We start from the raw sequence: 26,936 nt of genomic DNA on the forward strand, positions 1-26,936 counted from the left end.
GAATCGAGCTCGCACCCGCCGGCCGTCACGACGTAGCCGATCAGGTGGTCGCCCGTGCTGTGCCGGTACAGCACCACCGCGGCCTGGGCGACCGATTCGTGCGCCAGCAGCGCCGCCTCGACCTCACCCGGTTCGATCCGCAGACCGCGCAGTTTCACCTGGAAGTCGCTGCGGCCCAGATATTCCAGTTCGCGCGGGCCGCCGTCGATCCCGCTGTTCCAGCGCACCAGGTCGCCGGTGCGGTACATGCGGTCGCCCGGGGCGCCGTGCGGGTTGGCGACGAACCGTTCGGCGGTGAGCGCCGCGCGGCCGAGGTAGCCGCGGGCCAGCTGCACACCGGACAGATACAGCTCGCCCACCACACCGTCCGGGACAGGCTGCAGGTTGTCGTCCAGGACGTGCAGGTCGGTGTCGTCGGCCGCCGCACCGATCGGGACCGAGACCGTATCGGCCGCGGTCACCTCGTGCGCGGTCACGTCGACCGCGGCCTCGGTCGGGCCGTACAGATTGTGCAGACTCGCGCCGCTCACATCGCGGAAGGCGGCGCCGGTCGCGGCGGGCAACGACTCACCGGAGGCGAATACCGCACGCAGGGAGTCGATATCGCTCATCGCCTGCGCATCCGCGACCGCGGCGGCGAACACCGCCAGCATGGACGGTACGAAATGCGCGATGGTGACGTGCTTGGCGGCGACGGTCCGGATCAGATACGCCGGATCGCGATGACCGTCCGGTGCGGCGAGTACCAGCCTGGCGCCGATCTGCAAGGGCCAGAAGAATTCCCACACCGACACGTCGAAGGTGAACGGCGTCTTCTGCAGCACCACATCCGCGGCGTGCATGCGGTAGCAGCGCTGACGCCAGCGCAGATTCGCCACGATGGCGCGGTGCGAGACCGCGACCCCCTTGGGCCGCCCGGTCGAGCCGGAGGTGAAGATGACGTAGGCGGTGTTGTCCGGGCGAGCCGGCACCACCTCCCCGGACTCCAGTACCGACGGCCGATCGCCTGTCTCCCCATCGAATTCGTCCACCCGCAAAACGGGCACACCGTCGAACGCCGGGCTTGCGGCATGGGTGAGAACGACGACGGGCGCGGCGATCTCGAGCACGTACGCGATGCGATCGGCCGGATGCTCCGGGTCGATCGGCACGTAGGCGCCGCCGGCCTTGTGGATGGCGTACATGCCGATCACCAGTTCCAGCGACCGGCGCATCGACAGACCCACCCGGGCGTCCGGGCCCACGCCCAGCCGGACGAGCCGCCACGCCAGCGCGTTCGCTCGTGCGTCGAGTTCGGCGTAGGTCAGCGTCCGGCCGTCGAACTCCACCGCGACCAGACCGGGCGTGCGCGCCACCTGCTCGGCGAACAGCGTGGCGAGCGTATCGGCGGGAGCCAGGCCGGGTTCGAGCACGTCCGCGGCCGCGGTGAGCGCGTCGTCGAGCAGATCGGAGACGGCGGCGGCCAGCGCGCCCTCCCCCGATTCCAGCAGCGCCGGCAGCCGGCCCGAGACGACCACCTGCACGAGCGCATCGGGGGTCAGCGCGTCACCCATCGCCGCGGCCAGCGTGGTCAGCTCCGCGCCCAGCTCCGCGTAGGTGAGCGCGGTGTCCTCGTGGCGGACCGCGACGCGCTGCGGTTCCAGGTCGGCGACCACCTCGACCAGATACGGCAGATCCGCGATGCCGTAGGCGCCGCGCAGCGCGGGGTGCTCGGTGGACCGGACGGGTGTAACCGACTCTGCATGCGTCATCAGTGGGTTCCTTCCGTGGTGATCACGCCCTGTGCGCGCAGATGCAGGGCCTCGAGCATCGTGGTGAGTCCGCCGGCGCCGGCGGCGAGAACGCCGGGCAGCAATCCGGCCAGCGCGACATTGATCAGCGCGTCGGGCGTGGCGCTCGCGCCCATCGCCCGGCCGACGGTGACCACCTTGTGGTGCAGTTCCGCGAATCCGATACCGCGGCCGCCGAATTCGACGGCCAGCGAATCGGGTGCGGTTCCGGCCGCGGCGGCGATGAGATCGACCAGATCGCCGGGCAGTCGGGTGGATGCCGCGCGACCGGTGCGGCGGTCGCGTTCCTCGGCGGTGCGAATGTCGATCGCGCGCACGGTGATCGACGGATCCGCCGCCACCGCCCGCACGATCAGCTGTAGTCGTTCGGCGAACAACCGCACCGTGCGCTCGTCGAAGATGTCGGTGGGATAGCAGAATTGCATCCGCAACCGCTGCAGTTCGCCGTCCGCGCCGAATTCCTCCAGCGCGGTCAGCTGGAGATCGAATTTCGCCTCCGGCAATGCCGGTTCGAGGGTCTCGACCCGCAGCCCGGGCAGTGTGACCGCCGTGGCCGGCAGGTTCTGGAAGGTGAACAGCACCTGGAAGATCGGCGTGTACGCGCTGGTGCGGGTGCGGCCCAGCGCCTCCACCACCCGTTCGAACGGCACCTCGGTGCGGCCGAGCGCCGCCAGGTCGCCGTCGCGCACATTCCGCAGCAGTTCGGCGAAACTCGTCCGGGCGTCGATCTCGGTGCGCAGCGCCACGGTGTTGACGAACATGCCGACCAGATCGTCGAGTTCACGGTCCCCGCGTCCGGCCACCGGTGCGCCGACGACGATGTCGGATTGTCCGGACAGCTTCGCCAGCAGCACCGCGAACGCGGCGTGCATCGTGGAGAACAGTGTGGTTCCGTGTGCTCGCGCGACGCCGGACAGCTGCGCGACCAGCGGCTGTTCGAAGGCGAAATCGACCGTCGCGCCGCGCATCTCACGGCGGGCGGGACGCGGGCGATCGGTCGGCAGTGCCAGCTGTTCGGGGGCGCCGGCCAGCCGGTCGCGCCAGTAACCGAGCTGCTCGGACAGCACACTGCCCGGGTCGGTGTCGGCGCCGAGCACGGTCCGCATCCATTCGCTGTAGTCGGCGTACTGGACGGGCAGCGGACGCCACTGGGGCGCGGCTGCGGCCAGCCGGCTGGTGTAGGCCGCGATCAGGTCGCGGGTCAGCGGCGCCATCGAATAGCCGTCGGCACTGATGTGGTGGACCACCACGACCAGGATGTGCTCGTCGTCGGCCACCCGCAGCAGCCGCACCCGCACCGGCGGGGCGGCAGTGACGTCGAAACCGAGGGCGACGATCTCGGCGATACGCTCGTCGATCTCGGTGCGCCGCACCGGAATCGGCTCGATGTCGACCGCCGTGGCCGGCAGCACCTCCTGCACCGGTTCCGGTTCGGCGGAGGTGGTGCGGACTTCCGGATACCGGGTGCGCAGAATCTCGTGCCGTCGCACCAGGTCCACGAGCGCGGCCCGCAGTGCGTCGAGGTCCAGCGCACCGGTCAGACGCAACGCGACCGGCACGTGATACGCCGCCGAATCCGGGGCGAGCCGGTTCAGCACCCACATCCGCTGCTGGGCGAGCGACAGCGGCACCGCTGCGCCGGCGGTCCGCGGGCGCAGCGGCGGACGGACATCGCGCTCGGCCGCGTCGATCCAGGCGGCCAGCGCCGCGACGGTCGGCGCGGTGAAGACAGCGGCCACCGGCACCCGCACGCCCGAGGCCGCACCCAGCCGGGCGGCCAGGCGGGCGGCCGCGAGCGAATTGCCGCCGAGTTCGAAGAAGTCGGTGTCGGCGCCGATCGGCGACTCGCCGTCGGCGGGCCGTCCGGCGATATCGGCGAATTCCGCCGCCACCAGGCGTTCGGTATCGGTGCCCGGGGCCCGGAATTCGGTCTCGGACAACACCGGAGCGGGGAGCCGATCGCGGTCGACCTTGCCGTTGGCCGTGAGCGGCAGCGCGTCCAGCACCACCACGGCCGCCGGCACCATGTACTTCGGCAGTTCGCCGCCGAGCGCCTCGCGCAGCGTGCTCGCGTCGACCTGCGCGCCGGGCACCGCCGCGTAGGCGATCAGGCGCGGTCCCGCGCTGCCGTCGGTGCGGGCCACCGCGACGGCGGCCTCGACGCCGGGCCGGCGCAGCAGGGCGGCCTCCACGTCGCCGAGTTCGATCCGGAACCCGCCGATCTTGACCTGGAAGTCGGCCCGCTCCAGATATTCGAGCAGCCCGTCGGTCCGGCGGCGCACGATATCGCCCGTGCGGTACATGCGGCCACCGTGGAAGGGGTCGGCGACGAAACGCCCCGCGGTGAGCGCCGGTTGTTCCTGATAGCCACGGGCCAGCTGGTCACCGGCCAGATACAGCTCGCCGGGGACACCCGGCGGGACCGGCCGCAGCCGCCGATCGAGCACATGGGCCCGGCTGTTCCACACCGGCGCGCCGATCGGCACCCCCGGTTCCGGATCGGCGCCGACCCGGTGCGAGGTGATCGACACGGCGGTTTCGGTGGGGCCGTACAGATTGAACAGCGTTGCGTCGCTGCGGCTTCCGAACTGCCGCGCCGTCGACTGCGGCAGCGCCTCACCGATCGCGAGGACGGCTCGCAGCGTCTGCGGCAGGGCGGTCTCGTCGGCCAGCAGCATGCCCAGCAGCGAGGGCACGGTGAACAGCACGCTGACCCGGTGCCGCCGCATGAGCTCGCGCAGGTGGTCGGGATCGCGTTCGCTGCCCGGCTCGCTGATCACCAGGGCGCCACCGCTGACCAGCACAGACCAGAACTCCCACACCGACAGGTCGAAGGTCGCGGGCGTCTTGAGCAACGTGCGATCGGTACCGTCGATACCGAATTCGGCACGCAGCCAGAGCAATTGGTTGACGATGGCGCCGTGCGGGACCGCCACGCCCTTGGGGCGTCCGGTGGAGCCGGAGGTGAACACGACATACGCGGTATTCGACGGCCGCAGCGGCGCGACCCGATCGGCGGCGGTGATCGGCGTTCCCGGATAGTCCGACAGATCCGTACCGGGATCCACCACCGCTATGTCGTCGCCTACCCCCGGCACCGCAGCGTTGCCCAGCACGCACACCGGCCGCGCGGTCTCGACGATATGCGCGATCCGGTCGGCCGGATGGTCGGGATCGATCGGCACATAGGCGCCGCCGGCCTTGGTCACCGCGAACATGGCGATCACCAGATCGGCCGAACGGCGCAGCGCCAGCACCACATTCGTCTCCGGACGCACACCGAGGCAGATGAGGTGGCGGGCCAGCCGGTTGACCCGGGTGTCGAATTCGCGATAGGTCAGTTCGCTACCGCTCTCGTCGATCAGCGCCACCGCCGCGGGATCCGCGGCGACCCGGGCGTCGACCAGATCCACCAGCGTCGCCGCCGGAATTTCCCGCGCGGTCCGGTTGCAGTCCTCGATCACGAACCGGTACTGCTGTTCGCCGAGCAGATCCAGATCGCGGATCCGGGTCGTGGGGGCGGCGGCCACCGTGTGCAGGACCCGGCTCACCTGAGCGGCGATCCGCTCGGCGGTCTCGGCGGTGAACAGATCGGTCGCGTAGCCGAGTGCCAGCTCGATGCCCGCCGGTGCGCCGGACTCGGTGTGGTGGTCGACGGCGAACAGGTGCAGGTCGAATTGCGCTGTCTCGCTGTCGGATTCGACCTCGTCGACGGTCAGTCCGGGTAGTCGCAGGGTGGCGCGATCGTGGTTCTGGAACGACAGGCCCACCTGTACCAGCGGATGCCGGGCCGTCGAGCGACGCGGATTCAACACCTCGACGAGGCGTTCGAACGGCACATCGGTATGCGAGAGAGCGGCGATATCGGCCGCCCGCACGGTGTCGAGCAGCGTGTCGAAGGAGGCGTCCACATCGACCGCGGTCCGCAACACGACGGTATTGACGAACATGCCGATGACCTCGTCCAGCGCGGCGTCGTTGCGTCCCGCGACGGGCGTGCCCACCGCGATGTCGCCGGTGTCGCACAGCCGGGCCAGCACCGCCGCGAACGCCGCGTGCACGACCATGAACACCGTGGCACCGGCGCCGCGGCCCAATCCGGCCAGCCGCCGGTGCAATTCGGCGTCGACGGCGAATGCGACCCGGCGGCCGTGCAGGCTCTGGCGGGCCGGACGGGGTCGGTCGGTCGGCAGATCGAGCTGATCGGGCAGGCCGGCCAATGTTTCGCGCCAGAACGCGATCTGCCGGGCGGCCACCGATTCGGCATCGTCCTCGGCGCCCAGCAGGCGCTTCTGCCACAGGGCGTAGTCGGCGTACTGCACCGGCAGCGGCGACCAGTCGGGCCGGGCGGAGCGGATCCGGGCCTCGTAGGCGCGCATCAGGTCGGCGACGAACGGCACGAGCGAGGAGCCGTCGGCGCAGATGTGATGCAGCGCCGCCGCCAGCACATGCTCGTCCGGGGCGAGTTCGAACACCCGCACCCGCACGGGCACGTCGGCGGTGACGTCGAATCCGGTACCGAACAACTCCCGGATGCGATGCGGCAGTGCCTCGCCGGTGACCGTTTCGGCCGTGGCGTCGATGTGGACCCGTTCCGCCGGCAGGATCACCTGGGCCGGTTCGCCGCCGATCTCGGGGTAGACGGTACGCAGCGATTCGTGCCGGGCCACCACATCGTGCAGCGCCGCGCCGAGAGCCTGCCGGTCCAGGTCACCGGACAGGCGCAGTGCCAGCGGAATGTTGTAGGCGGCCGAGGTCCGGTCGAACCGGTTGAGGAACCACATCCGCTGCTGGGCCGGCGAGAGCGGCAACCGGGCCGGACGCTCACCGGCGACCAGGGCGGGCCGGGCGCCGCCGGACAGCGCCGCCACCGCGAGATCGGCGACCCGCGAATTCTCGAACAGCGTGCGCACCGGGACGTTCACACCGAGCGCCGCGCCGATGCGGGCGACGGCCTTGGCCGCGGACAGCGAGCTACCGCCGAGAGCGAAGAAGTCGTCGTCGGCCCCCACCGCGCGCTCGGTGTCGATATCGCCGAGCACCTCGGTGAACACATCGGCCACGATCTGCTCGGCGGCGCTCGTGGGCCGTCGGTAGCCCACCGTCTCGAACACCGGCGCGGGCAAGGCGCGCACATCGAGTTTCCCGTTGACGGTCAACGGAATTCGATCCATCGCGACCACGGCGGCCGGAACCATGTGCTCGGGCAGCCGCTCGGCCACCGTGCGGCGCACCGACAGCACGTCGAGGCCGGCGCCGACCACATATCCGACGATCCGGGCTTCGGTTCCGTCGTCCGCGCGCACCACGACCGCGGCCTGGGCCACCGAATCCACGGCGAGCAGGGCGGCCTCGATCTCGCCGAGTTCCACCCGGAAGCCGCGCAGGTTCACCTGATGGTCGGCGCGCCCCAGATATTCGAGGTCACCGGTCGCGGTCCACCGTGCCAGGTCGCCGGAACGGTAGGCGAGCGAACCCGCCGTCCCGTAGGGGTCGGCCACGAATCGCCCGGCGGTCAGCCCGGGCCGCCGCAGATATCCGCGGGCGAGCTGTCGGCCGGAGACGTAGATCTCGCCCGGCACGCCCACCGGGACCGGCCGCAGCCGCGAATCGAGCAGTCGCACCGTCAAACCCGGCAGGGCGGCACCGATCACGCCGGCCGCGCCGGTGCGCGCGTCGATCGGCCGGAACGACACGTGCACCGTGGTTTCGGTGATGCCGTACATGTTGATCAGCCGCGGTGTGTGCGGATACCGCGCGAGCCAGTCCCGCAGCCGCGCCGGCTCCAGCGCTTCGCCGCCGAAGATCACGTAGCGCAGCCGATAGCCGGCCGGAGCTTCGGCCAGATCCGCGCTCATCAGCTGGTAGAAGGCCGAAGGGGTCTGGTTGAGGACGGTCACGCCCTCGTCGATCAGCAGGTCCCGGAACTGCTGCGGCGACCGGGAGGTGAAGTAGTCGACGACGACGATCCGCCCGCCGTGCAGCAGCGCACCCCACAGCTCCCACACCGAGAAGTCGAAGGCGTAGGAGTGGAACAGCGTCCACACGTCGGAGCGGTCGAAGTCGAATCGCTCGCGGGTATTGTCCAGCAGCCGAATCACATTGGCGTGCGGCACCTGCACGCCCTTGGGCCGGCCGGTGGAACCGGAGGTGTAGATGACGTAGGCGGTGTTGTCCGGGCGCAGCGGCGAGCGGCGGTCGGCATCCGTGATCGGCGCGGTGTCCAGCTCCTGCCAGGACACCGCGTCCAGGTCGATCACCGGTCCGTCGAACCAGCCCCGGGCCGTACCGTCCGCATCGGTGATCGCGCACACCGGCCGGGCGTCGGCGAGGATGTACTCGATCCGGTCGGCGGGGTAGTCCGGATCGATGGGCAGATACCCGGCGCCGGATTCGACGACCGCGAGCAGCGCGACGATCAGGTCCGCCGAACGCGGAAGCGCCACGGCCACCAGCGTTTCCGGGCCGGCGCCGGCCGCGATCAGGCGCCGGGCCAGGCCGTGGGCCCGGTCCTCGAGTTCGCCGTAGGTGAGGGTGACGTCGCCGGCGCGCACCGCGGTCGCCGTGCGGTCCACGCGCGCGGCGGCCGCGAAACGCGCGGCGATGGTGGTCGTTTCGGCACGGTCGGCGCCAGTGACGGACCATTCGTACAGCGCGCGATGCTGTTCCTCGGCACTGAGCAACTGGATGTCGCCGACCACGACGGTGTGGTCGTGGCTGACCGCGGCCAGCACCTGCTCGAAGCGCCGCGCCAGCTCCGCGATCGTCGATGCGTCGAAAAGCTCTGCCGCATAGGTGATCTCGACCGACATCCCGCCCGCGCGGCCGTCGGCGTCGATGGACTCGACCAGCGTGAACTGCAGGTCGAACGCGACCGCTGCCGCGTCGACCGCCTCCGGCGTGACATGCAGTCCCGGCAGCTCGACCTCGGGCAGGGTGAAGTTCTGGAAGGTCAGCGCCACCTGGAACAGCGGATGGCGGCTCGCGGTGCGGGCCGGCGCCAGCATCTCCACCACCTGCTCGAACGGCACGTCGACCTGTGACAGCGCCGAAATATCCTGTGCGCGAACGGTGTCGAGCACGGTGTGGAAGTGCTCGCGACTGTCGATCTCGCTGCGCAACACGATGGTGTTGACGAACATGCCGACCATCGGGTCCAGCGCGGCCTCGCCGCGACCGGCCACCGGGGTGCCGATCGCGATGTCGGAGGTGCCCGACATGCGCGACAGCAGTACCGCCAGCGCGGCATGCACCGTGCTGAACAGGGTGGTCTCGTGTTTGCGGGCGAGTTCGCCCAGTTCACTGTGCAGATCGGAGTCGATCTGGAAGCGGTGGCTGCCGCCGCGATACGACGGCGTCGGCGGACGCGGACGGTCGGTGGGCAGTTCCAGCTGTTCCGGCAGGCCGGCCAAGCGGGTGCGCCAGAATTCGCGCTGACGGGACAGTTCGGATTCCGGATCGGCCGGATCGCCGAGAACCTCCGCCTGCCACAGCGTGTAATCGCGGTACCGCACCGGTAGGTCCTGCCAGCCGGGTGCGTGCCCCGCGCGGCGTGCGGCGTAGGCGGTCGTCACATCGGCAGCCAGCGGGGCCAGCGACAGGCCGTCGGCGCAGATGTGGTGCAGGACCAGCAGCAGTACGTGATGATCGCCGGACAGCGCGAAAAGCGCTGCGCGCAAGCCCGTCTCGACGGTGAGGTCGAATTCGGTGGCGCAGATCCCGGCGATGCGCCCCGCCAGCGCGTGCTCGCTCACCGCGGCCACGCGCAACGCCGGGATGTGCGCCGCGGCGGGCTCGACGACCTGCACCGGTCCGTCCGCGGTATCGGGGTAGCGGGTGCGCAGCGTTTCGTGCCGCTCGACGACATCGGCCAGGGCCGCGCGCAGGGCGTCGACATCCAGATCGCCGCGCAACCGCAGTGCCAGCGGGATGACGTCGACCGCGGCCGCCGTTCGTTCGTCGGCGCGGTAGCGGTTGAGGAACCAGATCCGCCGCTGCGCCGCAGAGAGCGGCACCTGTTCGGGGAGGGTGCGCGCGGTCAGCGGGGCACGTGCCCCGGTGCCGGCGCGCAGCTCGGCGCGCGCCGCCAGGGCGGCCACCGTGGTGGCCTCGAACAGCAGGCGAACCGGCAGCTGGGTGTCCAGGGCGGCGCCGATGCGGGCCAGCACCTGCGTGGCGAGCAGCGAATTGCCGCCGAGGTCGAAGAAGTCGTCGTCACGGCCCACGCGCTCGGCGCCGAGCACCTCCGCGAAGACCTCGGCGACCACGGCTTCGGCCGCCGTCGCCGGCGCGTGGTATTCGCGCGCCTGCCAGACCGGATCGGGCAGGGCGCCGCGGTCCAGCTTGCCGGAGCCGTTGAGCGGGAACGCGTCGAGGACGACATACGCCGCCGGGAGCATATAGGCCGGTAGTCGCCGCGCCAGTGCGGCTTTCACCGCGTCGACCTCGATGCCGGCGCCCTCGGTGGGCAGCAGGTACGCGACCAGCCGGTCGCCGGTCTGCGGGTCGTGGCGGACGACCACCACGGCCTGAGCGATCTCGGGCACGGCGGTGAGCGCCGCTTCGATCTCCCCCAGTTCGATGCGCAGCCCGCGCACCTTGACCTGAAAGTCCGTGCGGCCCAGATACTCCAGCTCACCGCGAGGATTCCACGTGACCAGGTCGCCGGTGCGGTAGAGCCGCTCCCCGGTGCCGAACGGATCGGCCACGAAACGTCCGGCGGTGATGCCGGGGCGGCCGACGTACCCTTCGGCCAGCTGCGTGCCGGCCAGGTACAGCTCACCAGCGACACCCACCGGCACCGGACGCAGCCGCCCGTCCAGGACGTACAGCCTCGTGTTGAACACCGGGCGGCCGATCGGCACGGTCGCGGTGTCGCTGTCGACGACCTCGTGGTGAGTGACGTCGACCGCGGCCTCGGTCGGCCCGTAGAGGTTGTGCAGTCGCGCACCGGTGGCCGCCCGCAGACGCTGCGCGACCTCCGCGGGCAGCGCCTCACCGGAGGCGAACACCGTGCGCAGCGATCCCGGCCGCGCGTACGCGAGGAACACCGCGAGCATCGAGGGCACGAAATGCGTCACCGAAACGTGTTCGGCGCGAATCACTTCGGCGAGGTAGGCGGGGTCGCGATGGCCGTCGGGCCGGGCCACCACGAGCCGGGCGCCGACCTGCAACGGCCAGAACAACTCCCACACCGACACGTCGAAGGTCACCGGAGTCTTCTGCAGCACGACATCGGCGGCGGCCAGTGCGTATTCGGACTGCATCCACACCAGCCGGTTCACGATCGCCCGGTGGCTCACCGCCACACCCTTGGGCCGGCCCGTGGACCCGGAGGTGAAGAGGACGTAGGCGGGATGGCCCGGCAGCAGCGGTCGCAGGCGGTCGGCGTCGGTGAGCGGTGCCGACGAGTAGTCACCGGTGTCGAACAGGTCGATATCGAGGACGGCGCAGTGACTGACCAGACCGCTCGTATCGAGATCGAGTCCGTCGGTGGAGCGGGTCAGCACGCACACCGGCCGGGCGGTGCGCAGCACGTCACCGGTGCGGTGGGCCGGGTGGTCGGGATCGAGCGGCACGTAGGCAGCGCCCGCGGCGACCACCGCGTACATGGCGACCACCAGGTCGTCGCTGCGGCGGATACCCAGTGCCACGGTGCGCCCGGGCCCGACGCCGATCGACACCAGCAGCCGCGCCAATTGATTCACCCGCGCCGCGAGCTCGGCATAGGTCCATGCGGCGCCCTCGAAACGCACGGCGACGGCATCCGGGCTGCGGCGCGCCTGCTCGGCGAACAGATCGGCCAGCGTGGCCGCCGGCACCTGGTGCGCGGTGTCGTTCCACGTCACCAGGATCTGTTCGCGTTCGGCGGCCGACATCGGTTCGATATCGCCGACCGGCCGTTCCGGCTGCGCGACCAGCGCCTCGAGTATCAGGCGGAACCGGCGCGCGAATCCCGCGATCGTGGACTCGTCGAACAGGTCCGTCGCATATTCGAAGACCGCCGTCAGGCTGCCGTCGGCCTGTTCCTCGGCCGTCAGGTGCAGGTCGAATTTGGCTGTGCCGGAATCGAGTTCGAGCGTCGTCGCGCGCAGTCCGGGCAGCCGCGGTGCACCGGCGGCGGCCTGGCGCAGATCCAGCATCACCTGGAACAGCGGATGCCGGGCCGCCGAGCGCACCGGGTTCAGCACCTCGACCAGACGCTCGAACGGGACGTCGCGGTGGGCGAAGGCGCGCAGGTCGCCGTCGCGCACGGTGTCGAGCAGTGCGGTGAACGAGGACTCGGGCGCGACGTCGGCGCGCAGCACCAGCGTATTGACGAACATGCCGACCAGATCGTCGAGCGCGGCCTCACCCCGGCCGGCGATCGGCGTACCGATCGCGATATCGCGCTGCCCGGACAGTTTCGCCAGCACCACCGCGAAGGCGGCGTGCAGCGCCATGAAGAAGGTGGCGCCGGTCCGCTCGGCGCGGGTACGCAGCGGGGAGACGGTCTCGGCGGGCAGCGCGAAGCGGTACCGGGCGCCGCGGCCCGTCGCCGCCGCCGGTCGCGGCCGATCGCCCGGCAGGGCCAGCACGTCGGGCAGGCCCGCCAGTTCGCCTGTCCAGAATCGGATCTGCTCGGCGATGGGCGAATTCGGATCGTCTTCGGACCCCAGCACGGCCCGCTGCCAGAGCGCGTAGTCGGCGTACTGCACCGGCAGCGGCAGCCACTGTGGTGCGCGACCGGCCGTACGCGCGGCGTAGGCCCGCATCAGATCCCGCGTCAGCGGCGCGATCGACCAGCCGTCCGCCGCGATGTGGTGAATCGAGACGACGAGTACATGCACGTCGGCGGCGCAGTGCAGCAGCGCCGTCCGGATCGGCGCCTGGTCGCGCACCACGAAGGCGACGGCCGCCTCGGCCCGCAGACGCTGCGGCAATTCGTCCTCGTGCACCGGCTGCGGCGTCAGATCGACCACCACGTCCGCCGGATCCAGCACTTCCTGGAAGGGCACCCCGTCGACGGCGGGATAGCGGGTTCGCAGGGCCTCGTGCCGGGCCAGCACATCGCGCACCGCCGCGGCGAGGGCGGTGATGTCCAACAGCCCGTGCAGCCGGATGGCGGTGGTCAGATTGTCGACCGCGGATTCGGTGTCGAACTGGTTGCGGAACCACATCCGCTGCTGCGCGTAGGACAGCGGCAGCGATTGCGGCCGCGGCCCGGCGGTCAGCGCGCGGTGACGGCGCGGAGCCGAATCCCGCAGTCGCCGCGCGAGATTCGCGACGCCGGGGTGCTCGAACAGCAGGCGCACCGGCACCTCGCGGTCCAGCGCCTCGGCCAGCCGTGCCGAAACCTGAGTCGCCACCAGCGAATTGCCGCCGAGGGCGAAGAAGTCGTCGTCGAGTCCGACCTGTTCGACACCCAGTACACCGGCGAGGACCGCCGCGACCGCCTTCTCCTCGGCGCTCTCCGGCGCCCGGAACCGTTGTGCGGCCAGCACCGGATCGGGCAGGGCCGCGCGATCGAGTTTGCCGGAGGCCGTGAGCGGCATGGCCGCCAGCGTGACGTACACGCTCGGCACCATGTACGAGGGCAGCCGATCCCGCAGCCGGTTCTCGGCGAGGGTCTGCGGATCGCCGTCGCACACGACATACGCCACCAGCAGATCACCGGCCCGATGCCGGTACACCCGCACCGCGGCGGCGTCGATGCCCGGCGTGGCCAGCAGGGCCGCCTCGATCTCACCCAGTTCGATGCGCTGGCCCCGCACCTTCACCTGGAAGTCGCTGCGCCCCAGATATTCCAGCTCCCCGGTGCGGAGGCGGCGTACCAGGTCACCGGTGCGATACATTCGCGCGCCGGCGGGTCCGAACGGATCGGCCACGAATCGCTGCGCGGTCGCGCCGGTCCGCCCCTGGTAACCGCGGGCGATCTGCGCACCGGACAGGTACAACTCGCCGATCACCAGATCGGGAACCGGCCGCATCTGCCGATCGAGCACGAGAATACGGCTGTCGCGCACTGGTTTACCGATCGGCACCGGACCGGTGTGGTCGGGCGCGATCGGCGCGTGGGTGGCGTGCACGGTGAATTCCGTGGGCCCGTAGAGATTGTGTACCGCGGCATCGCTCACCGCGGCGAACGCGCGCACCGCCGCACCGTTGAGCGCCTCCCCCGCGACGAGAACACAACGCAGCGTGCGGATATCGGCCGGCGCCACGGTGTTCGCGAAGGTCGCCAGCATCGACGGTACGAACGAGGTCATGGTGACGGCGTGCCGGGCGATGGTCGCGGCCAGATAGGCGGTGTCGCGGTGCCCGTCGGGGGTGGCCACCACGAGCCGCGCTCCGCTGCTCAGCGGCGCGAACAACTCCCATACCGAGACGTCGAAGGTGGCCGGGGTCTTGAACAGCACCACGTCCCGCTCGTCGATCCCGTACTCGCCGGTGATCCACGCGATCTGGTTGTCCAGCGAACCACGCTGGACAGCAACACCTTTCGGCGTTCCGGTGGATCCGGAGGTGAAGATGACGTACGCGGTGGCGGCCGAGCGCGCCGGGGCGAGCCGGTCGGCGTCGGTGAGCGGGCGGTCGGACAGGCCGTCCAGTTCGAGCGCATCGATCGCGATCTGCGGGACGTCGAGATCGGGCGCGTCCCCGGCGGTCAGCATGCACACCGGCGCGGCGGTCTCGGCCATCTGCCGCAATCGGGCGGTCGGCTGATCCGGGTCGACCGGCACGTAGGCACCGCCGGCGGCCAGGACGGCGTAGGCGCCGATCACCAGCTCGGCGGACCGGCGCATACCCAGGACGACCAGCGATTCCGGGCCGACGCCCGCGCCGACGAGATGCCGCGCCAGGCGGTTGACCCGGGCCGACAGCTCGGCATAGGTGAAGTGCCGCTCGCCGTCGACCACGGCGACCGCGTCGGGCCGCAGGAGCACCTGCCGCCCGAATGCGGTGAGCACGTCGGGGGCGGTTCCCTCGGCGCCGCGACGGCCGGATTCGATCGCGCGCCGCAACTCGGCCGCATCGAGCAGCGGCAGCTGCCCCACCGCGCGGGTGGGCTCGGCGACCACATGGACGAGCAGTTGCCGCCACCACCGCGCATAGGCCGCGATGGTGTCCGGCTCGAAAAGATCTGTGGCGTAGGTGAACTCCGCCGTGATCCCCGCCGGTGCCGGACCTTCCCCGGGACCGGCACCGGCGAAGCTTTCGGTGACCGTCAGTTGAAGATCGAACTTGGTCACCGCCGTGTCCAGGGTACTCGTCCGCACGGACAATCCGGGTAACTCGACGGCGATGTCCTGAGTGTCGGCCACACCCAGCATCACCTGGAACAACGGGTGCCGGGCCTGCGATCGGACCGGATTGAGCGCCTCCACCAACTGTTCGAAGGGCAGATCGGCGTGGGCGAAGGCGCCCAGGTCCACGGCCCGGACCCGTTGCAGCAGAGCGGTGAACGGTTCGTCGGCCGCCACTCGGGTGCGCAGCACCAGCGTGTTGACGAACATGCCGATCAGATCGTCGAGTTCGCGATGGCCGCGACCGGCGACCGGGGTGCCGATCACGATGTCCTCACCACCGCAGATGCGCGCGAGCAGCGCGGCCAGCGCTGCGTGCAGCACCATGAAGGTCGAAACCCCCTGGGCGCGGGCGAGTTCGGCGATGGCCGCATGCAGGTGCGCGGGAAGATCGAAGCGGTAGCCGGCGCCCGTGCCGCCGGCCACCGCGGGCCGCGGCCGATCGGCGGGCAGGTCCAGCTGATCGGGAAGCCCCGCCAGCGTGTGCGACCAGTATCCGAGCTGCCGGGCGGCCAGGGAATCGGGATCTTCGGAATCACCCAGCCGATCCCGTTGCCACAGCGCGTAATCGGCGTACTGCACCGCCGGCGGCGCCTCGACGGTGTCGGCTCCCGACCGTCGCAGGGTGTAGGCCGCGGTCACATCCCGCGCCAGCACCGGCAGCGACAGTCCGTCCGCGGCGATGTGGTGGAGCACGACCGCCAGCGCGACATCGTCGGCGGCCGACTCGAAAATTACCGCGCGCAAAGGGATTTCGGTCGTCAGATCGAAGCCGCGCGCGGCCAGCCGGGCCAGCTCGGCGTCGAGCCGCTCCGCGGCAACGGTTTCCACCGCGAAGGTTTCCGGGCCGACCTGCTCGGCGGGAAGAATATGTTGCCGCGCCACGAGGGCGTCGTCCGCGGGAAAGACCGTGCGCAGCACCTCGTGCCGGGCCACCACATCGGCGAGGGCCGAGCGCAGGGCATCGGTATCGACCGCGCCGGTCATCCGGACCACGAACGGCATGTTGTAGCCGGCGCTGCCGCGCTCGAGCCGGTTGAGGAACCAGATGCGCAGCTGTGCGGGAGAAAGCGGCAGCACCCGCGGACGCGGCCCCGCGACCGGACCCGCGCTCTCGTGCATGTCCTCGGTTTCGAAGGCGCGGTCGATCAGCTCGGCCAGCGCCTCGACCGTGGTGGCCTCGAACAGTTCGCGCACACCGAGCGCGCAGCCGAGATCGGCGTTCAGTCGCGCCGCCACCTGCGTCGCGACCAGCGAATTGCCGCCCAGGGCGAAGAAGTCGTCGTCGAGTCCGACGCGCTCCCGCCCGAGCACCTCACCGAACACCTCGGCGACGGCCCGCTCCGAGACCGACTGCGGCCGGCGGTACTGTCCGGCGGTCCGCTCGGGCGCGGGCAGCGCGGCCCGATCGAGTTTGCCGGAGGGGTTGACCGGCAGCGATGTGAGCATCACGTAGGCCGCCGGCGCCATATATCCGGGCAACTCCCGCGCGGCCGTGCTGCGCACCCGCGCCACGTCGACCGCGCCGGCGGTGGTTTCGACCAGATAGGCGACCAGCTGCGCACCGGTCCCGGCGTCGTCGCGCACCACGACCACCGCGCGCGCGACCCCGGGCACCGCGCCGAGCACCGCTTCGATCTCGCCGAGTTCGATCCGCAGTCCCCGCAGCTTGACCTGGAAATCGGTGCGGCCCAGATAGTCGAGCTCGCCGTCGGCGGTCCAGCGGACCAGGTCCCCGGTGCGATACATCCGCGCCCCGGGGCCGGCCTCCGATTCACTGTCCGCGAACGGATCGGCGACGAACCGTTCTGCGGTCAGCTCCGGCCTCCCGACGTAGCCCCGGGCGAGCTGAACCCCCGACAGATACAGCTCACCCGGAACGCCGACGGGCACCGGCCGTAACCGTGCGTCGAGCACGTACAGCCGGGTGTTGAAGACCGGTGCGCCGATCGGCACACCGGTGGTATCGAGCGGACCCACCTGATGGGCGGTGACATCGACCGCCGCCTCGGTGGGACCGTACAGATTGTGCAGCCGCGCGCGCGGCGCGACGGCGAGCAGTCGCTGCGCCAGCGGCCCGGGCAACGCCTCACCCGATGCGAAGACCGCCCGCAGCGAATTCAACGCGGAGCTGTCGACCACGCCGCCGAGGAATGCGGCGAGCATCGAGGGTACGAAATGCGCGATGGTGACACCGAATTCGGCGATCACCGCACGCAGATAGGCCGGGTCTCGATGCCCGTCGGACGTGGCCAGCACCAGGCTCGCGCCGGCCTGCAACGGCCAGAAGAACTCCCACACCGACACGTCGAATGTGGCGGGGGTCTTCTGCAACACGACGTCGGCGGCGGTGAGCCGGTAGGCGCTCTGCATCCAGACCAACCGGTTGACGATCGCGGCGTGCGTGACCGCGACGCCCTTCGGCCGTCCGGTGGAGCCCGAGGTGAAGATGACGTACGCGGGATGCTGCGGCCGCATCGGCGAGATCCGCTCGGTATCGGTGACCGGCCGATCGGACAGCGCCGACAGGTCCAGTTCATCGATATCGATCCATCGGCTGTCGCCGTCACCGTGATCGGCGACGGTGGTCAGCACGCAGACCGGCTTCGCGGTCTCGAGCACGTACCCGATGCGTTCGGCGGGATGATCGGGGTCCAGCGGCACATACGCCGCCCCGGCCGCCAGCACCGCGTACATCGCGACCACGAGCTCCGGCGAACGCCGAATATGCAGTGCCACCGTGGTTTCGGGGCCGGCGCCGCGCGCGATCAGATGGCGCGCGAGCCGGTTGACCTCGGCCGCGAATCCGGCGTAGCCGAGGGTCCGCGAGCCGCGCAGCGCGACGGCCTCCGGGGTCCGCGCGACCTGACGCTCGAACATCGACACCAGGGTCGCGTCCGCCCCCGCCAGCTCGGCGATATCCACCTCGGTGGCATTCCAGATCCGGAGGCTGACCTCGCGCTCCAGATCGGTGGTGACCGCCACCGACGACAGCGGCCGCTCGGGATCGAGGTCGACCAGCCGCTCGAGGAACCGGACGAAGCGCGCGTGATGGCGGGCGATGTCGTCGGTGCCGTACAGATTCGGGTTGGCCTCGAAGTCCACGTGCACCCGGTCGCTGTCGCCGTAGTAGACGTTGAGGCTCATATCCTCGACCGGCCCGGTCGAGAGCACGTGATAGCGGCCGACGGTATCACCCAGGGTCAGATCGCTGCGGAACAGCATGATGTTGGCCAGCGGCCCGAACAGCGCGCGCCGTGTGGCCAGACCTTCCATTCCGGCGTCGCGGCGGATGTCCTCGTGCCGGTAGCGCTGGTGCCGCAGGGCCCCCGCGACCTCGATCCGGGTCTGCTGCAGCAGCTGCGCCCAGGTGGCGTCACCGACCTGCAGCCGCAGCGGGACGATATTGGAGAGCATGCCGGCCGAGCGCCGCATCACGGCGGTCGTGCGGGCGGTGACCGGCAGGCTCAGCACCGCCTCGTCGCGTCCGGTCAGCCGGGCCAGATAGGCCGCGAAGGCCGCGAGCAACACCACCGCCGCGCTCGAATCATGCGCTGTCGCAAGGTCGTTCATCCGGGTGACGACCTTGTCCGGCAGGCGGCGGCCGTGCACCAGATTCCCGGCCGCACGGGGTGCGGTGCGGCCGTTGAGTGTGGTCGCGCCGTCCAGGTCGCGGACCCGCTCACCCCAGTACTGCCGGTCCGAGCCGAATCGGGTGCTGTCGCGGTAGCCGCGTTCGCCCTCCACCAGCGATTCGAGACTGCCCGCCTTGGCCGGTTCGGGTTCGATGCCGCGCAGTTCGGCGGTGTAGCGCTCGGCGACGCGCATGGTGTTGGTCAGGGCACCGAATCCGTCGAGAACGATGTGGTGGGCGCGCAGATACCAGAACCATCGCCGCTCGCCGACGCGCAGCACGGCCCCCGCGAACAGCCGGTCCGTCAGCAGATCCACCGGCCGCGTGTAGTCCGCGCGCATCCAGTGGTGGGCGGCGGCGACCGGATCGGGAGCATCGCGCAGATCGACCGGCACGATGTCGACGGGAAGGCGCGGGTCCACGCACTGATACGGCTCGCCGTCGGTTTCGCCGAGCCGCACCACCGTGGACCCGAACTCCCGCGCCGCGTCGACCGAGACCTTTTGCAGGACTTCGACATCGAGGTCGCCGTGCACGTCGACGTACTGGGCGATATTGATCGGAGTCCCCAGGTCGAGCAGCTGGGCGTACCAGACTCCGAGCTGCGCCGGTGTCAACGGGAACGGCGACGGATCCGACGTGGTCTCGGTCCCGCGACTTTCCCCCGGACCGAATCCGCTCAACTCCGAACCCTGCACCAGAGCCTCCTCGATTGACGAAATACCCAGCGACCGAACGCTTTTCGGGCAGCACGAAATAAGCCCCGGGCACCACGCGACGACGCGGACCCTGGCTTTGCCACGGTTGGTTCGGCGAATACACCTCACGCGATCGCGAAGGTGTGAAAGAGCGAAATGGTTTGTGTCTCAGTAATTTCGGTGAACCGGTGCGGTCACCAACTCATCCTCGAACTCGACTTCCTCCAACATCGCGGCCCCGAGCTCCCGCGGCCTCATCTCCGGCATCGGCCGGTGGCGACTCACGCCACCGATGCAGCGAACACTAGGCCGAAGACTAATAAAAAGGAACGAGATCCTTCAAAAAAACTCGGACTAGCGTCCAATTCGGTCGATATCCAGGCAGAGATGTGCCCGAAACCACACTGTGACCTGTTTGTGTGAGTCAGGACACTTTCAGACGCGGAGCCTACGAGCCGAAACGTTGCATCTGCGTTGCATCGGCACCCATCCGGCGGTCGAGCACCCGAATTTTGGCCTCGATCTGGGCATACAGGGCGGAATCGCGATCCGCTGTGGCTCGATAGGCCACCCACGCGGCGGCATCGTCGCGCCCCTCGGCGCCCGAGGTCCACCGGCCCAGCACGGCAGCGTCACCGGAACGTAACACCGCGGTCCGCAGCCGCACCCGCAATTCATCGCGTATGTCTATAACTCCGGGAGCGGTCGAACGGGGCAGCACCGGTCCGGTGTAATGGCGGACCGCACTGTGCACATCCCCCGAATCCAGCGCCGCGCGCAGCGCCTCCACATCCGTGGACACCGGCACCCGCAGCCGATACGGCCGCGAGCCGAAGACGTCCGGGCCGACCACCGAGCGCAGCCGCGACATGGCGGCCCGGATGGTGGCGTTGTCGAGGTCGGTGTCGTCGAGCAGCAGCGCCAGATGGTCGGCGGACAGACCCTCACCGTGTTCGGCCAGCAACAGCAGGATCTCGGCATGCCGCTGCGACAACGCGATACGCTCCCCGTCGACCGACAGCTGCGGCTGGCCCAGACCCAGCACCTCCAGCGCCAGCCGGGCGGCGGTCCGCGGCGGCGACGAATGATCCACGGGCGCACGACGATCCGCGCCTCGCTGTTCGGTGCGCACGGCCGCGAGCACCAGGTCCATCTCCGCCGCGGTCGCGGCCGCCTTCACCAGCGCCAGAATCTCCGGGCGGGCAACGCGCACGCCGCCGGCGATCATCAGCACGCCGACCAACCGGCCGTCCGGATCGTGCACGGGCGCGGCCGCTCCCGTGAGCTGATGCATCCGGTGCAGGAAATGTTCCGGGCCGTGGATCCAGGTGGCGCGACCGGTGCGAACCACCAGCCCGACCGCATTCGTCCCGATGCGGCGTTCGGACAGATCGTCGCCCTCGCGCAGGCCGACCTCGGCGGCGGCCTCGACCCGGTCGGGATTGCCGTGCACCGAGAGCACCCGGCCGAACTGGTCGGCGACGACCACGATCAGCCCGATGCCGGTAGCGTCCTGCAGGAGCAACTTGTCGACCAGTGGCATCACCGCGGCAATCGGATGGTTGTCGCGGTAGCGCTGCAGATCGGCACCGCGCAGACCGCGGCCGTCGAGTACGTCCATGGGATCGACCCCGCCGCGCACACTGCGCAGCCAGGACTCCAGAACCAGTGGACGCAGCAATCCGGGCAGCTGATTGAGCTGATCACCCCCGACACTGAGGTAACCGTGGGCCTGAGCGGCATAGGCTTCCAGCGCACCGAGCTGTGTCCCGGGCTCGACCCTGCCCTCGGGACGGTTATCGCCTGTGAGATTGCTGACCATTTGCCTTTCTTTCCCGTCCCACACTGTACCGGCGGGTCAGAAAGGGCATGGGCGAAGCATACGGTTTGTCCGACAGGTCACATCGGCGCCGGATCCCGGCGAAATGTGAGGTAGACGGCATATCGGGGCCACATGTGACCCCGGCCATCAATGCCGGGGAACGGCCGGCCGCAGCGCGGCCACATTGCGCGCACGCAACGCACCCGACCAGAGGCCGGTCCCGTAGGCGACGTCGTCGAGCCGCTTGCACATCAGATATCGCACCGGATCCAGGCCGCCGGAATCGCGGTGGGTGAACCAGTCGGCCAGGCCGTCGGCCACCGCCAGCGCGACCGCCAGCCGGCGGATGCGCCGGGAGGCGATCATCGCCAGCACCGTCACCGGCCAGTAGTGCCGGCACAGCGCCGAGACGATCCGCCACACCCCGGCGGAGAAACCCCGGGCCAGATGGATGGCCGCCACCCGCGTCGGATTGTCGAGTTCGGCGAACACCCGCCGCAGCCGGATCAGCGCGGCGAGCAGGGTGGCGAGCCCGCCCAGGATTCCGGCGCGCGACGCGGTGGCCAGCAGCGCGGTCGCGGCGATGGTCCAGAACGGCACCGACAGCGGAGCGACCATCCCGGCGTGGCGGCGGGCCAGCGGCGCCGCCCCGGCACCGTGAGAGACCTTGCGGCCGAACCACTTACCGAACGAGGCCGGTTGATCGCAGGCGACGTGCGCGGCCGGCTCGTACCGCAACCGCCAGCCGGCGCGCTCGAGCCGCCAGCACAGATCGACATCGGCGGCCGAGCGCATCTGCTCGTCGAATCCTCCCTCGGCCAGCAGAGCGTGGCGCCGCACCAGCAGCGCCGCGCCCGGCGCGTACGACACCGAGCCGCGTGAGCTGACCGCGGTTTCCCGGCGCCCGAAATCCAGGGACGACCGCGCGCTCTCGTAGCGGCCCAGCACACTGGCATCCGGCTCGCGCGCCACGATGCGCGGAGCGACCAAGGCGACCTCGGGATCGCTGAAATGTCCGAGCATGACCTCCAGCCAGCCCGCGCGCGGGACCACATCGGAATCCAGAAATGCGACGAATTCGGTTGTCGCCGCCTGCAGTCCGGCATTGCGTGCGGCGACCACGCCCTGCCGCGAATCGTGGCGCAGCACGGTGACGCGGCAACGCCCCCCGGTGCGCGGAATACGGACCGGTCGATCGGACCCGTCGTCCACGACGACCACACTGTGTCCCCGCAGAGTCGACAGCAACCGCTGCAGCCCGGCGGCGTCGTTGCAATGCGGCACCACGACCGTGACCTCTTCGGGCGAGGGCAGCAGGCGCGGACGCGGGTTGGCCACCCCGGAGTCGAGCAGCCGTCTGGCAACCACCGCGGACTGGGGATCCGTCACTTCGAGATACCCGTCACCGATCAGGGCGGCCGCTTCCGGAGCAAGTTTCAGCAACCTCGTCGGCGAGCCGCCGACCAAGAGCCGTCCACCGGAATAGGTGCGCACCCGAGGATCGATTCGCACCCCGAACCCATTGGGCAGTCGATCATGGCGCATTCCAAGAATGCTATGCGCTAACCGCCCGCCGGGCATCCCGTGTCGAAAAAAACGGATCGAATTCGATACGAAACCGGCGGCAACGCACCGGCTCCGGCGTTGCGCGGTTGTCAATGACCGTCGACGCTATCTAGCTATCTCACGGCAACATTCACTTCATGATCAACGAGATACCGCGCGGGACGCGGTAGTTCATCTCCCGCTACTACCGCATGACGCGCGGCGTGAGAGTGCGTGCCGATCTCCACCACGTACCGGGCCGCGACCACGAACGCGCACTCTAGACTGCGGAAGGCAAGCACGTTGAACAGCAGGTGACGGGTGGCCGTCGGGCGGGCTGCGCAGGTCTAGAGGTGGCATGGGAGTCGGACGGATGCAGACGAGCGGGGGCGGCAACACACTCTCGGAAGCCGAGATAGTCGAGGCCGCATTGCGTGTGGTGCGCGCCGACGGCGTGGAGAAGCTGTCGATGCGCCGGCTCTCCCGCGAACTCGGCGTCTCGCCGATGGCGCCCTACTACTACGTCGCCGACAAGCGCGAACTGCTGGATCTGGTGGCCAGCGCGGCCCTCACCGGAGTGCGGACCCCGCCGCCGGAATTCGGCACCTGGCAGCAGCGCCTGCGCGAACTCATCGATCAGATCGACGAGAAGCTGCGCAAACATCCAGGCCTGGGCGATGTCCTCATCGAACAGACGCTGGGCAAACAGCTCGATCTGATCGCCGCTGTGATGGAAATCCTGTCCGATGCGGGATTCGAGGATCGCAATGTGCTCGCCGCCTATGCCACCATTCACACGTATCTGTTCGGCCGCGCCCGGGTCAATCCACGGGACCGATCCGCGCTGGTCGACATGCCGCTTCCCGAAGCCGTCGAGCGGGCCGTCAAGCACATGGGCGACCTGCGCGGCAAATACTCCTACGACTTCGGCATGGATGTGCTGATCGCCGGGCTCGAAGCCCAGCTTGTCCGGCAGCGGGACGGCCACGTATCATAAATTAGAACACGTTCTAGTTTGCCTGCTCCAGCGCCCGGCCCCGAGAGGACACCATGACCACCGTCGATCCCGACGTACCGCACAGCTCACGATCGGCCGTGCTGCGGGTCGCCGCTGTCGTCAACGAGACGGCCGATGCCTGCTCGCTGGTCTTCGACATGCCCGAAGATCTGCGCGAGCGCTTCGCCTATCAGCCCGGCCAGTTCCTGACGCTGCGCATCCCGAGCGAGCGCACAGGTTCGGTGGCGCGCTGCTATTCGCTCGCCAGCTCGCCGCACACCGATGTGCAGCCGAAGGTCACCGTGAAGCGCACGATCGACGGATACGCGTCGAACTGGGTGTGCGACAACGTCAAAGCCGGTGACGAGATCGAGGTCCTGCCGCCCTCCGGCGTCTTCACGCCGAAGGATCTGGACGAGGATCTGCTGCTGTTCGCCGCCGGCAGCGGCGTCACCCCGGTGATGTCGATCCTGAAATCGGCACTCGCCCGCGGCAACGGCCGGATCGTGCTGGTCTACGCCAACCGCGATCCGGAATCGGTCATCTTCGCCGACGAACTGCGCGAGCTCACCGACAAGAATCCGCAGCGGCTCGTGGTGGTGCACTGGCTGGAGACGCTGCAGGGCCTGCCCACCGCCGACGGACTGGCCACGCTGTGCGCGCCGTACACCGGTTTCCGCGCGTTCATGTGCGGGCCGAAGGCGTTCATGGACCGGGTGCACGATGCACTGGCCCAGCTGGAGGTGCCGCGCAACCGCACCCACGCCGAGGTCTTCAATTCACTGTCCGGCGATCCGTTCGCCGCCGGCGCCCCGGTCGAGGTCAGCGAGGAGGACGCCGCCGACGCGGCCACCGTGGAGGTCGAACTCGACGGCGAAACCCATTCCATGCAGTGGCCGCGCCGCCAGACCCTGGTCGACATCATGCTCGCCAAGGGTTTGGACGTGCCGTACTCCTGCCAAGAGGGCGAATGCGGATCCTGTGCCTGCACCGTGCTGGAAGGCAAAGTGGAGATGGACAATTCGGAGATTCTCGATCCGGAGGACATCGAAGCCGGATACATCCTCGGCTGCCAGGCGCATCCGGTCACCGATCATCTGAAGATCCAGTTCTGAGGACCGTCGCCGCCGTGGCCGGCCTGGAGACCGGGCACGGCGGGCGGACCTACGGCGACTGCCGTTGCGCCCGATAGGCCACGCGCGCCTCGGGATCCAGATGTTCGGTGGCGTAACTCAGCGCCGTGCGGCCCATATCGTGGGCACGACGGTCCAGGAAATCGGTGAGCAGCGCGCGGTCCACCCGTTTGCCGACTTCGCGCAGCATCCAGCCGACCGCCTTCTGAATCAGGTCGCGCCTGTCGTCGAGCAGCCGTTCACACAGGGCGAATGTGGTCGAGGCGTCGCCCGCCTTGATGAACGCGAAGGTCGTCAGCAGCGCGACCCGGCGTTCCCACAGCGAATCCGACTGTGCCAACTCGTCGAGCAGATCCCGGGGCCGTCCCAGTAGCCACGGCCCCAGGATGTTCTCGGCCGAGACGTCGACCAGATCCCAATTGTTCACGCGCCCGCCGCGCACCGCCGCCAGATATATGTCAACGATTTCCTGTTGTGCGGCACCGTCGTACGTGCGTGGTTTCCCCGCCTTCGCCATGGCATTGTTCGCGATCACCAGCGCCGCGAGCCGATGCTCGTGTACCGGACTCCGCAAAAGTTCAGCTATCTCCGAAATCGGCAGGGCGGAAAATGCTTTCGCGACCTTGCGGGTCTGCGGCACGGAGACGCCGATGAAGACGTCGCCCTCGCCGTAGTCCCCGGGCCCGGTTTTGAAGAACCGCCGTAACTCGACGGCGCGCGCGGGATCACCCAGTTCGTCCACCGCACGTGCCACGTCGGCTGCGGTCGGCGCGGGCGTCATGCCCACACTCCACCGAAACCGCCCGACGCCGAATACTGGTCCTGCGGAAAACGCGCAACGGTCATATACGGCAGTATCACTCACCATTCCTCCGACTACCGGCGACAACGCGGCCGGGGCCGGACACCTGCCGTGGGACTACTTGGCGAAGGTGCGCTCCACTCGTGCCGGAGCGTGGGCGGACACCTCGCCCGCGGGGATGACGATGCGCCAGCTGGGTTGCTTCCGCGCCGGGAACCGCGGGGCGCCGGATGCGCGCGGGGCGGGCTCGTGCTCGGCGGTGATATCCGCCAACGCGACAACGGGCGCCGGATGCGGTGCGGTCGGCACATGTGGCTGCGCGGCCGGGGCCGCGGACAGTGGCGTCGACGCCGGCGGCTGCGCGACCGGAACCAACGGCTGCGCGACCGGGACCGACGGCCGCGCGACCGGCGCCGACGGCCGCGCGACCGGAGCCGACGACTGTGCGGCCGCCGCGAGGGGTTGCGCGATTGGGGCCGAAGATTGCGCGGTCGCCGCCAACGGCTGCGCGACCGGGACCAACGGCTGCGCGACCGGAGCCAACGGCTGCGCGACCGGAGCCAACGGCTGCGCGACCGGAGCCAACGGCTGCGCGGTCGCCGCCGAGGGCTGCGCGTACCGCGCCGCGGATCGCGCGGTCGGGGCATGCGCCGGTGCGGCCGGCATCGACGAGGGTGCGGCGGCGGCGAATGTCGTCATCGGCCGGGCGACGGTCCGCGCGACCGGGTTGTCGCGCAGATGGTTGGTGAGCAGGCATGCCGCCGCGCCGAATGCGGTGATTCCGGCGAGCATCGCGGCGATATCGAGGTGGGCGCCCGCCAGCTGATGCGCGGCGTGGGCACCCCCGAAGAGACCACGGAGGATGCCGGAGAAACTGCTGTCGTCCGCGACCGCCGCCCGCAGCTCGGATTCCTTGTTGTCGAGGTACAGCACGTCCGCGAGAACGAACAGCGCCACGCCGCTCCCCGCGACCGCGGCGGCGGTGGAGAAGATCGCGGCGCGAGTCCGCAGATACGCCGCCGCGGCGAAGATCGTCGCGAGGATCGCGACACAGGTCAGCACCGCCCACGTGCCGCTGATATCGGTGTTGTGCAGACCGGCGCCTCCCCAGTCCTGCTGGGATTCGGTGCCGGCCAGCCTGCCGAAGGCATCCGAACGGATCGCGCCACCCGGCCCGGACGCAGACAACCAGGGCTGGAACAACAGAACGAGAGTCGTGGCACTCAACC

The 26,936-nt window shown here is 69.9% G+C and carries 8 protein-coding genes (1 of these 8 running past the window's edge); 2 read left to right on the forward strand and 6 right to left on the reverse strand.

Annotation, left to right across the window (positions count from 1 at the left end; all coding sequences use genetic code 11):
• From NMI01S_RS10255 to mftF, 4 genes are all read right to left on the reverse strand, one after another.
• Nucleotides 1–1,751: the 5' end (the start) of a non-ribosomal peptide synthetase gene (locus NMI01S_RS10255; RefSeq protein ID WP_062995943.1), read on the reverse strand. 29,980 nt of this gene lie to the left of the window's left edge; only the first 1,751 of its 31,731 coding nucleotides appear in the window; the start codon lies at nt 1,749–1,751; its stop codon lies beyond the left edge, outside the window.
• Nucleotides 1,751–19,408: a non-ribosomal peptide synthetase gene (locus tag NMI01S_RS10260; protein WP_062995945.1), complete on the reverse strand. Its 17,658-nt coding sequence runs from the start codon at nt 19,406–19,408 to the stop codon at nt 1,751–1,753. Before NMI01S_RS10260 ends, NMI01S_RS10255 begins: the two co-directional genes overlap by 1 nt.
• Nucleotides 19,409–19,856: 448 nt before the next feature.
• Nucleotides 19,857–21,230, reverse strand: coding sequence for a GAF domain-containing protein (locus tag NMI01S_RS10265; RefSeq protein WP_062995947.1), 1,374 nt, complete (start codon nt 21,228–21,230; stop codon nt 19,857–19,859).
• A gap of 147 nt (nt 21,231–21,377) precedes the next feature.
• On the reverse strand, nt 21,378–22,775 hold the full coding sequence (gene mftF, locus NMI01S_RS10270; protein WP_062995948.1) for a mycofactocin biosynthesis glycosyltransferase MftF: 1,398 nt from the start codon (nt 22,773–22,775) through the stop codon (nt 21,378–21,380).
• A gap of 373 nt (nt 22,776–23,148) precedes the next feature.
• On the opposite strand from mftF, the gene mftR2 reads away from it, so the two are divergent.
• A complete protein-coding gene (gene mftR2, locus NMI01S_RS10275) occupies nt 23,149–23,772 on the forward strand; it encodes a mycofactocin system transcriptional regulator MftR2 (protein ID WP_051043258.1) in 624 nt (207 codons plus the stop codon).
• Nucleotides 23,773–23,825: 53 nt separating this feature from the next.
• On the forward strand, nt 23,826–24,887 hold the full coding sequence (locus NMI01S_RS10280; RefSeq protein ID WP_062995950.1) for a ferredoxin--NADP reductase: 1,062 nt from the start codon (nt 23,826–23,828) through the stop codon (nt 24,885–24,887).
• A 49-nt stretch (nt 24,888–24,936) separates the two neighbouring features.
• Here the strand turns inward: NMI01S_RS10280 and NMI01S_RS10285 are convergent, their stop codons facing one another.
• On the reverse strand, nt 24,937–25,686 hold the full coding sequence (locus tag NMI01S_RS10285; protein WP_062995952.1) for a DNA alkylation repair protein: 750 nt from the start codon (nt 25,684–25,686) through the stop codon (nt 24,937–24,939).
• Between the two features lie 138 nt (nt 25,687–25,824).
• Nucleotides 25,825–26,934 (reverse strand): hypothetical protein, encoded by a 1,110-nt coding sequence (locus tag NMI01S_RS10290; protein WP_157126119.1) that lies wholly within the window; start codon nt 26,932–26,934, stop codon nt 25,825–25,827.
• Nucleotides 26,935–26,936: the final 2 nt, after the last annotated feature.

The organism is Nocardia mikamii NBRC 108933 (genome assembly GCF_001613505.1).
Classification (GTDB): Bacteria; Actinomycetota; Actinomycetes; order Mycobacteriales; family Mycobacteriaceae; genus Nocardia; species Nocardia mikamii.

Bases quoted from the DNA above. Each gene is read 5' to 3' on its own strand.
- mftR2 (WP_051043258.1), top strand. From the start codon at position 23,149: ATGCAGACGAGCGGGGGCGGCAACACACTCTCGGAAGCCGAGATAGTC.
- NMI01S_RS10265 (WP_062995947.1), bottom strand. From the start codon at position 21,230: ATGGTCAGCAATCTCACAGGCGATAACCGTCCCGAGGGCAGGGTCGAG.
- NMI01S_RS10280 (WP_062995950.1), top strand. From the start codon at position 23,826: ATGACCACCGTCGATCCCGACGTACCGCACAGCTCACGATCGGCCGTG.
- NMI01S_RS10285 (WP_062995952.1), bottom strand. From the start codon at position 25,686: ATGACGCCCGCGCCGACCGCAGCCGACGTGGCACGTGCGGTGGACGAA.
- mftF (WP_062995948.1), bottom strand. From the start codon at position 22,775: ATGCGCCATGATCGACTGCCCAATGGGTTCGGGGTGCGAATCGATCCT.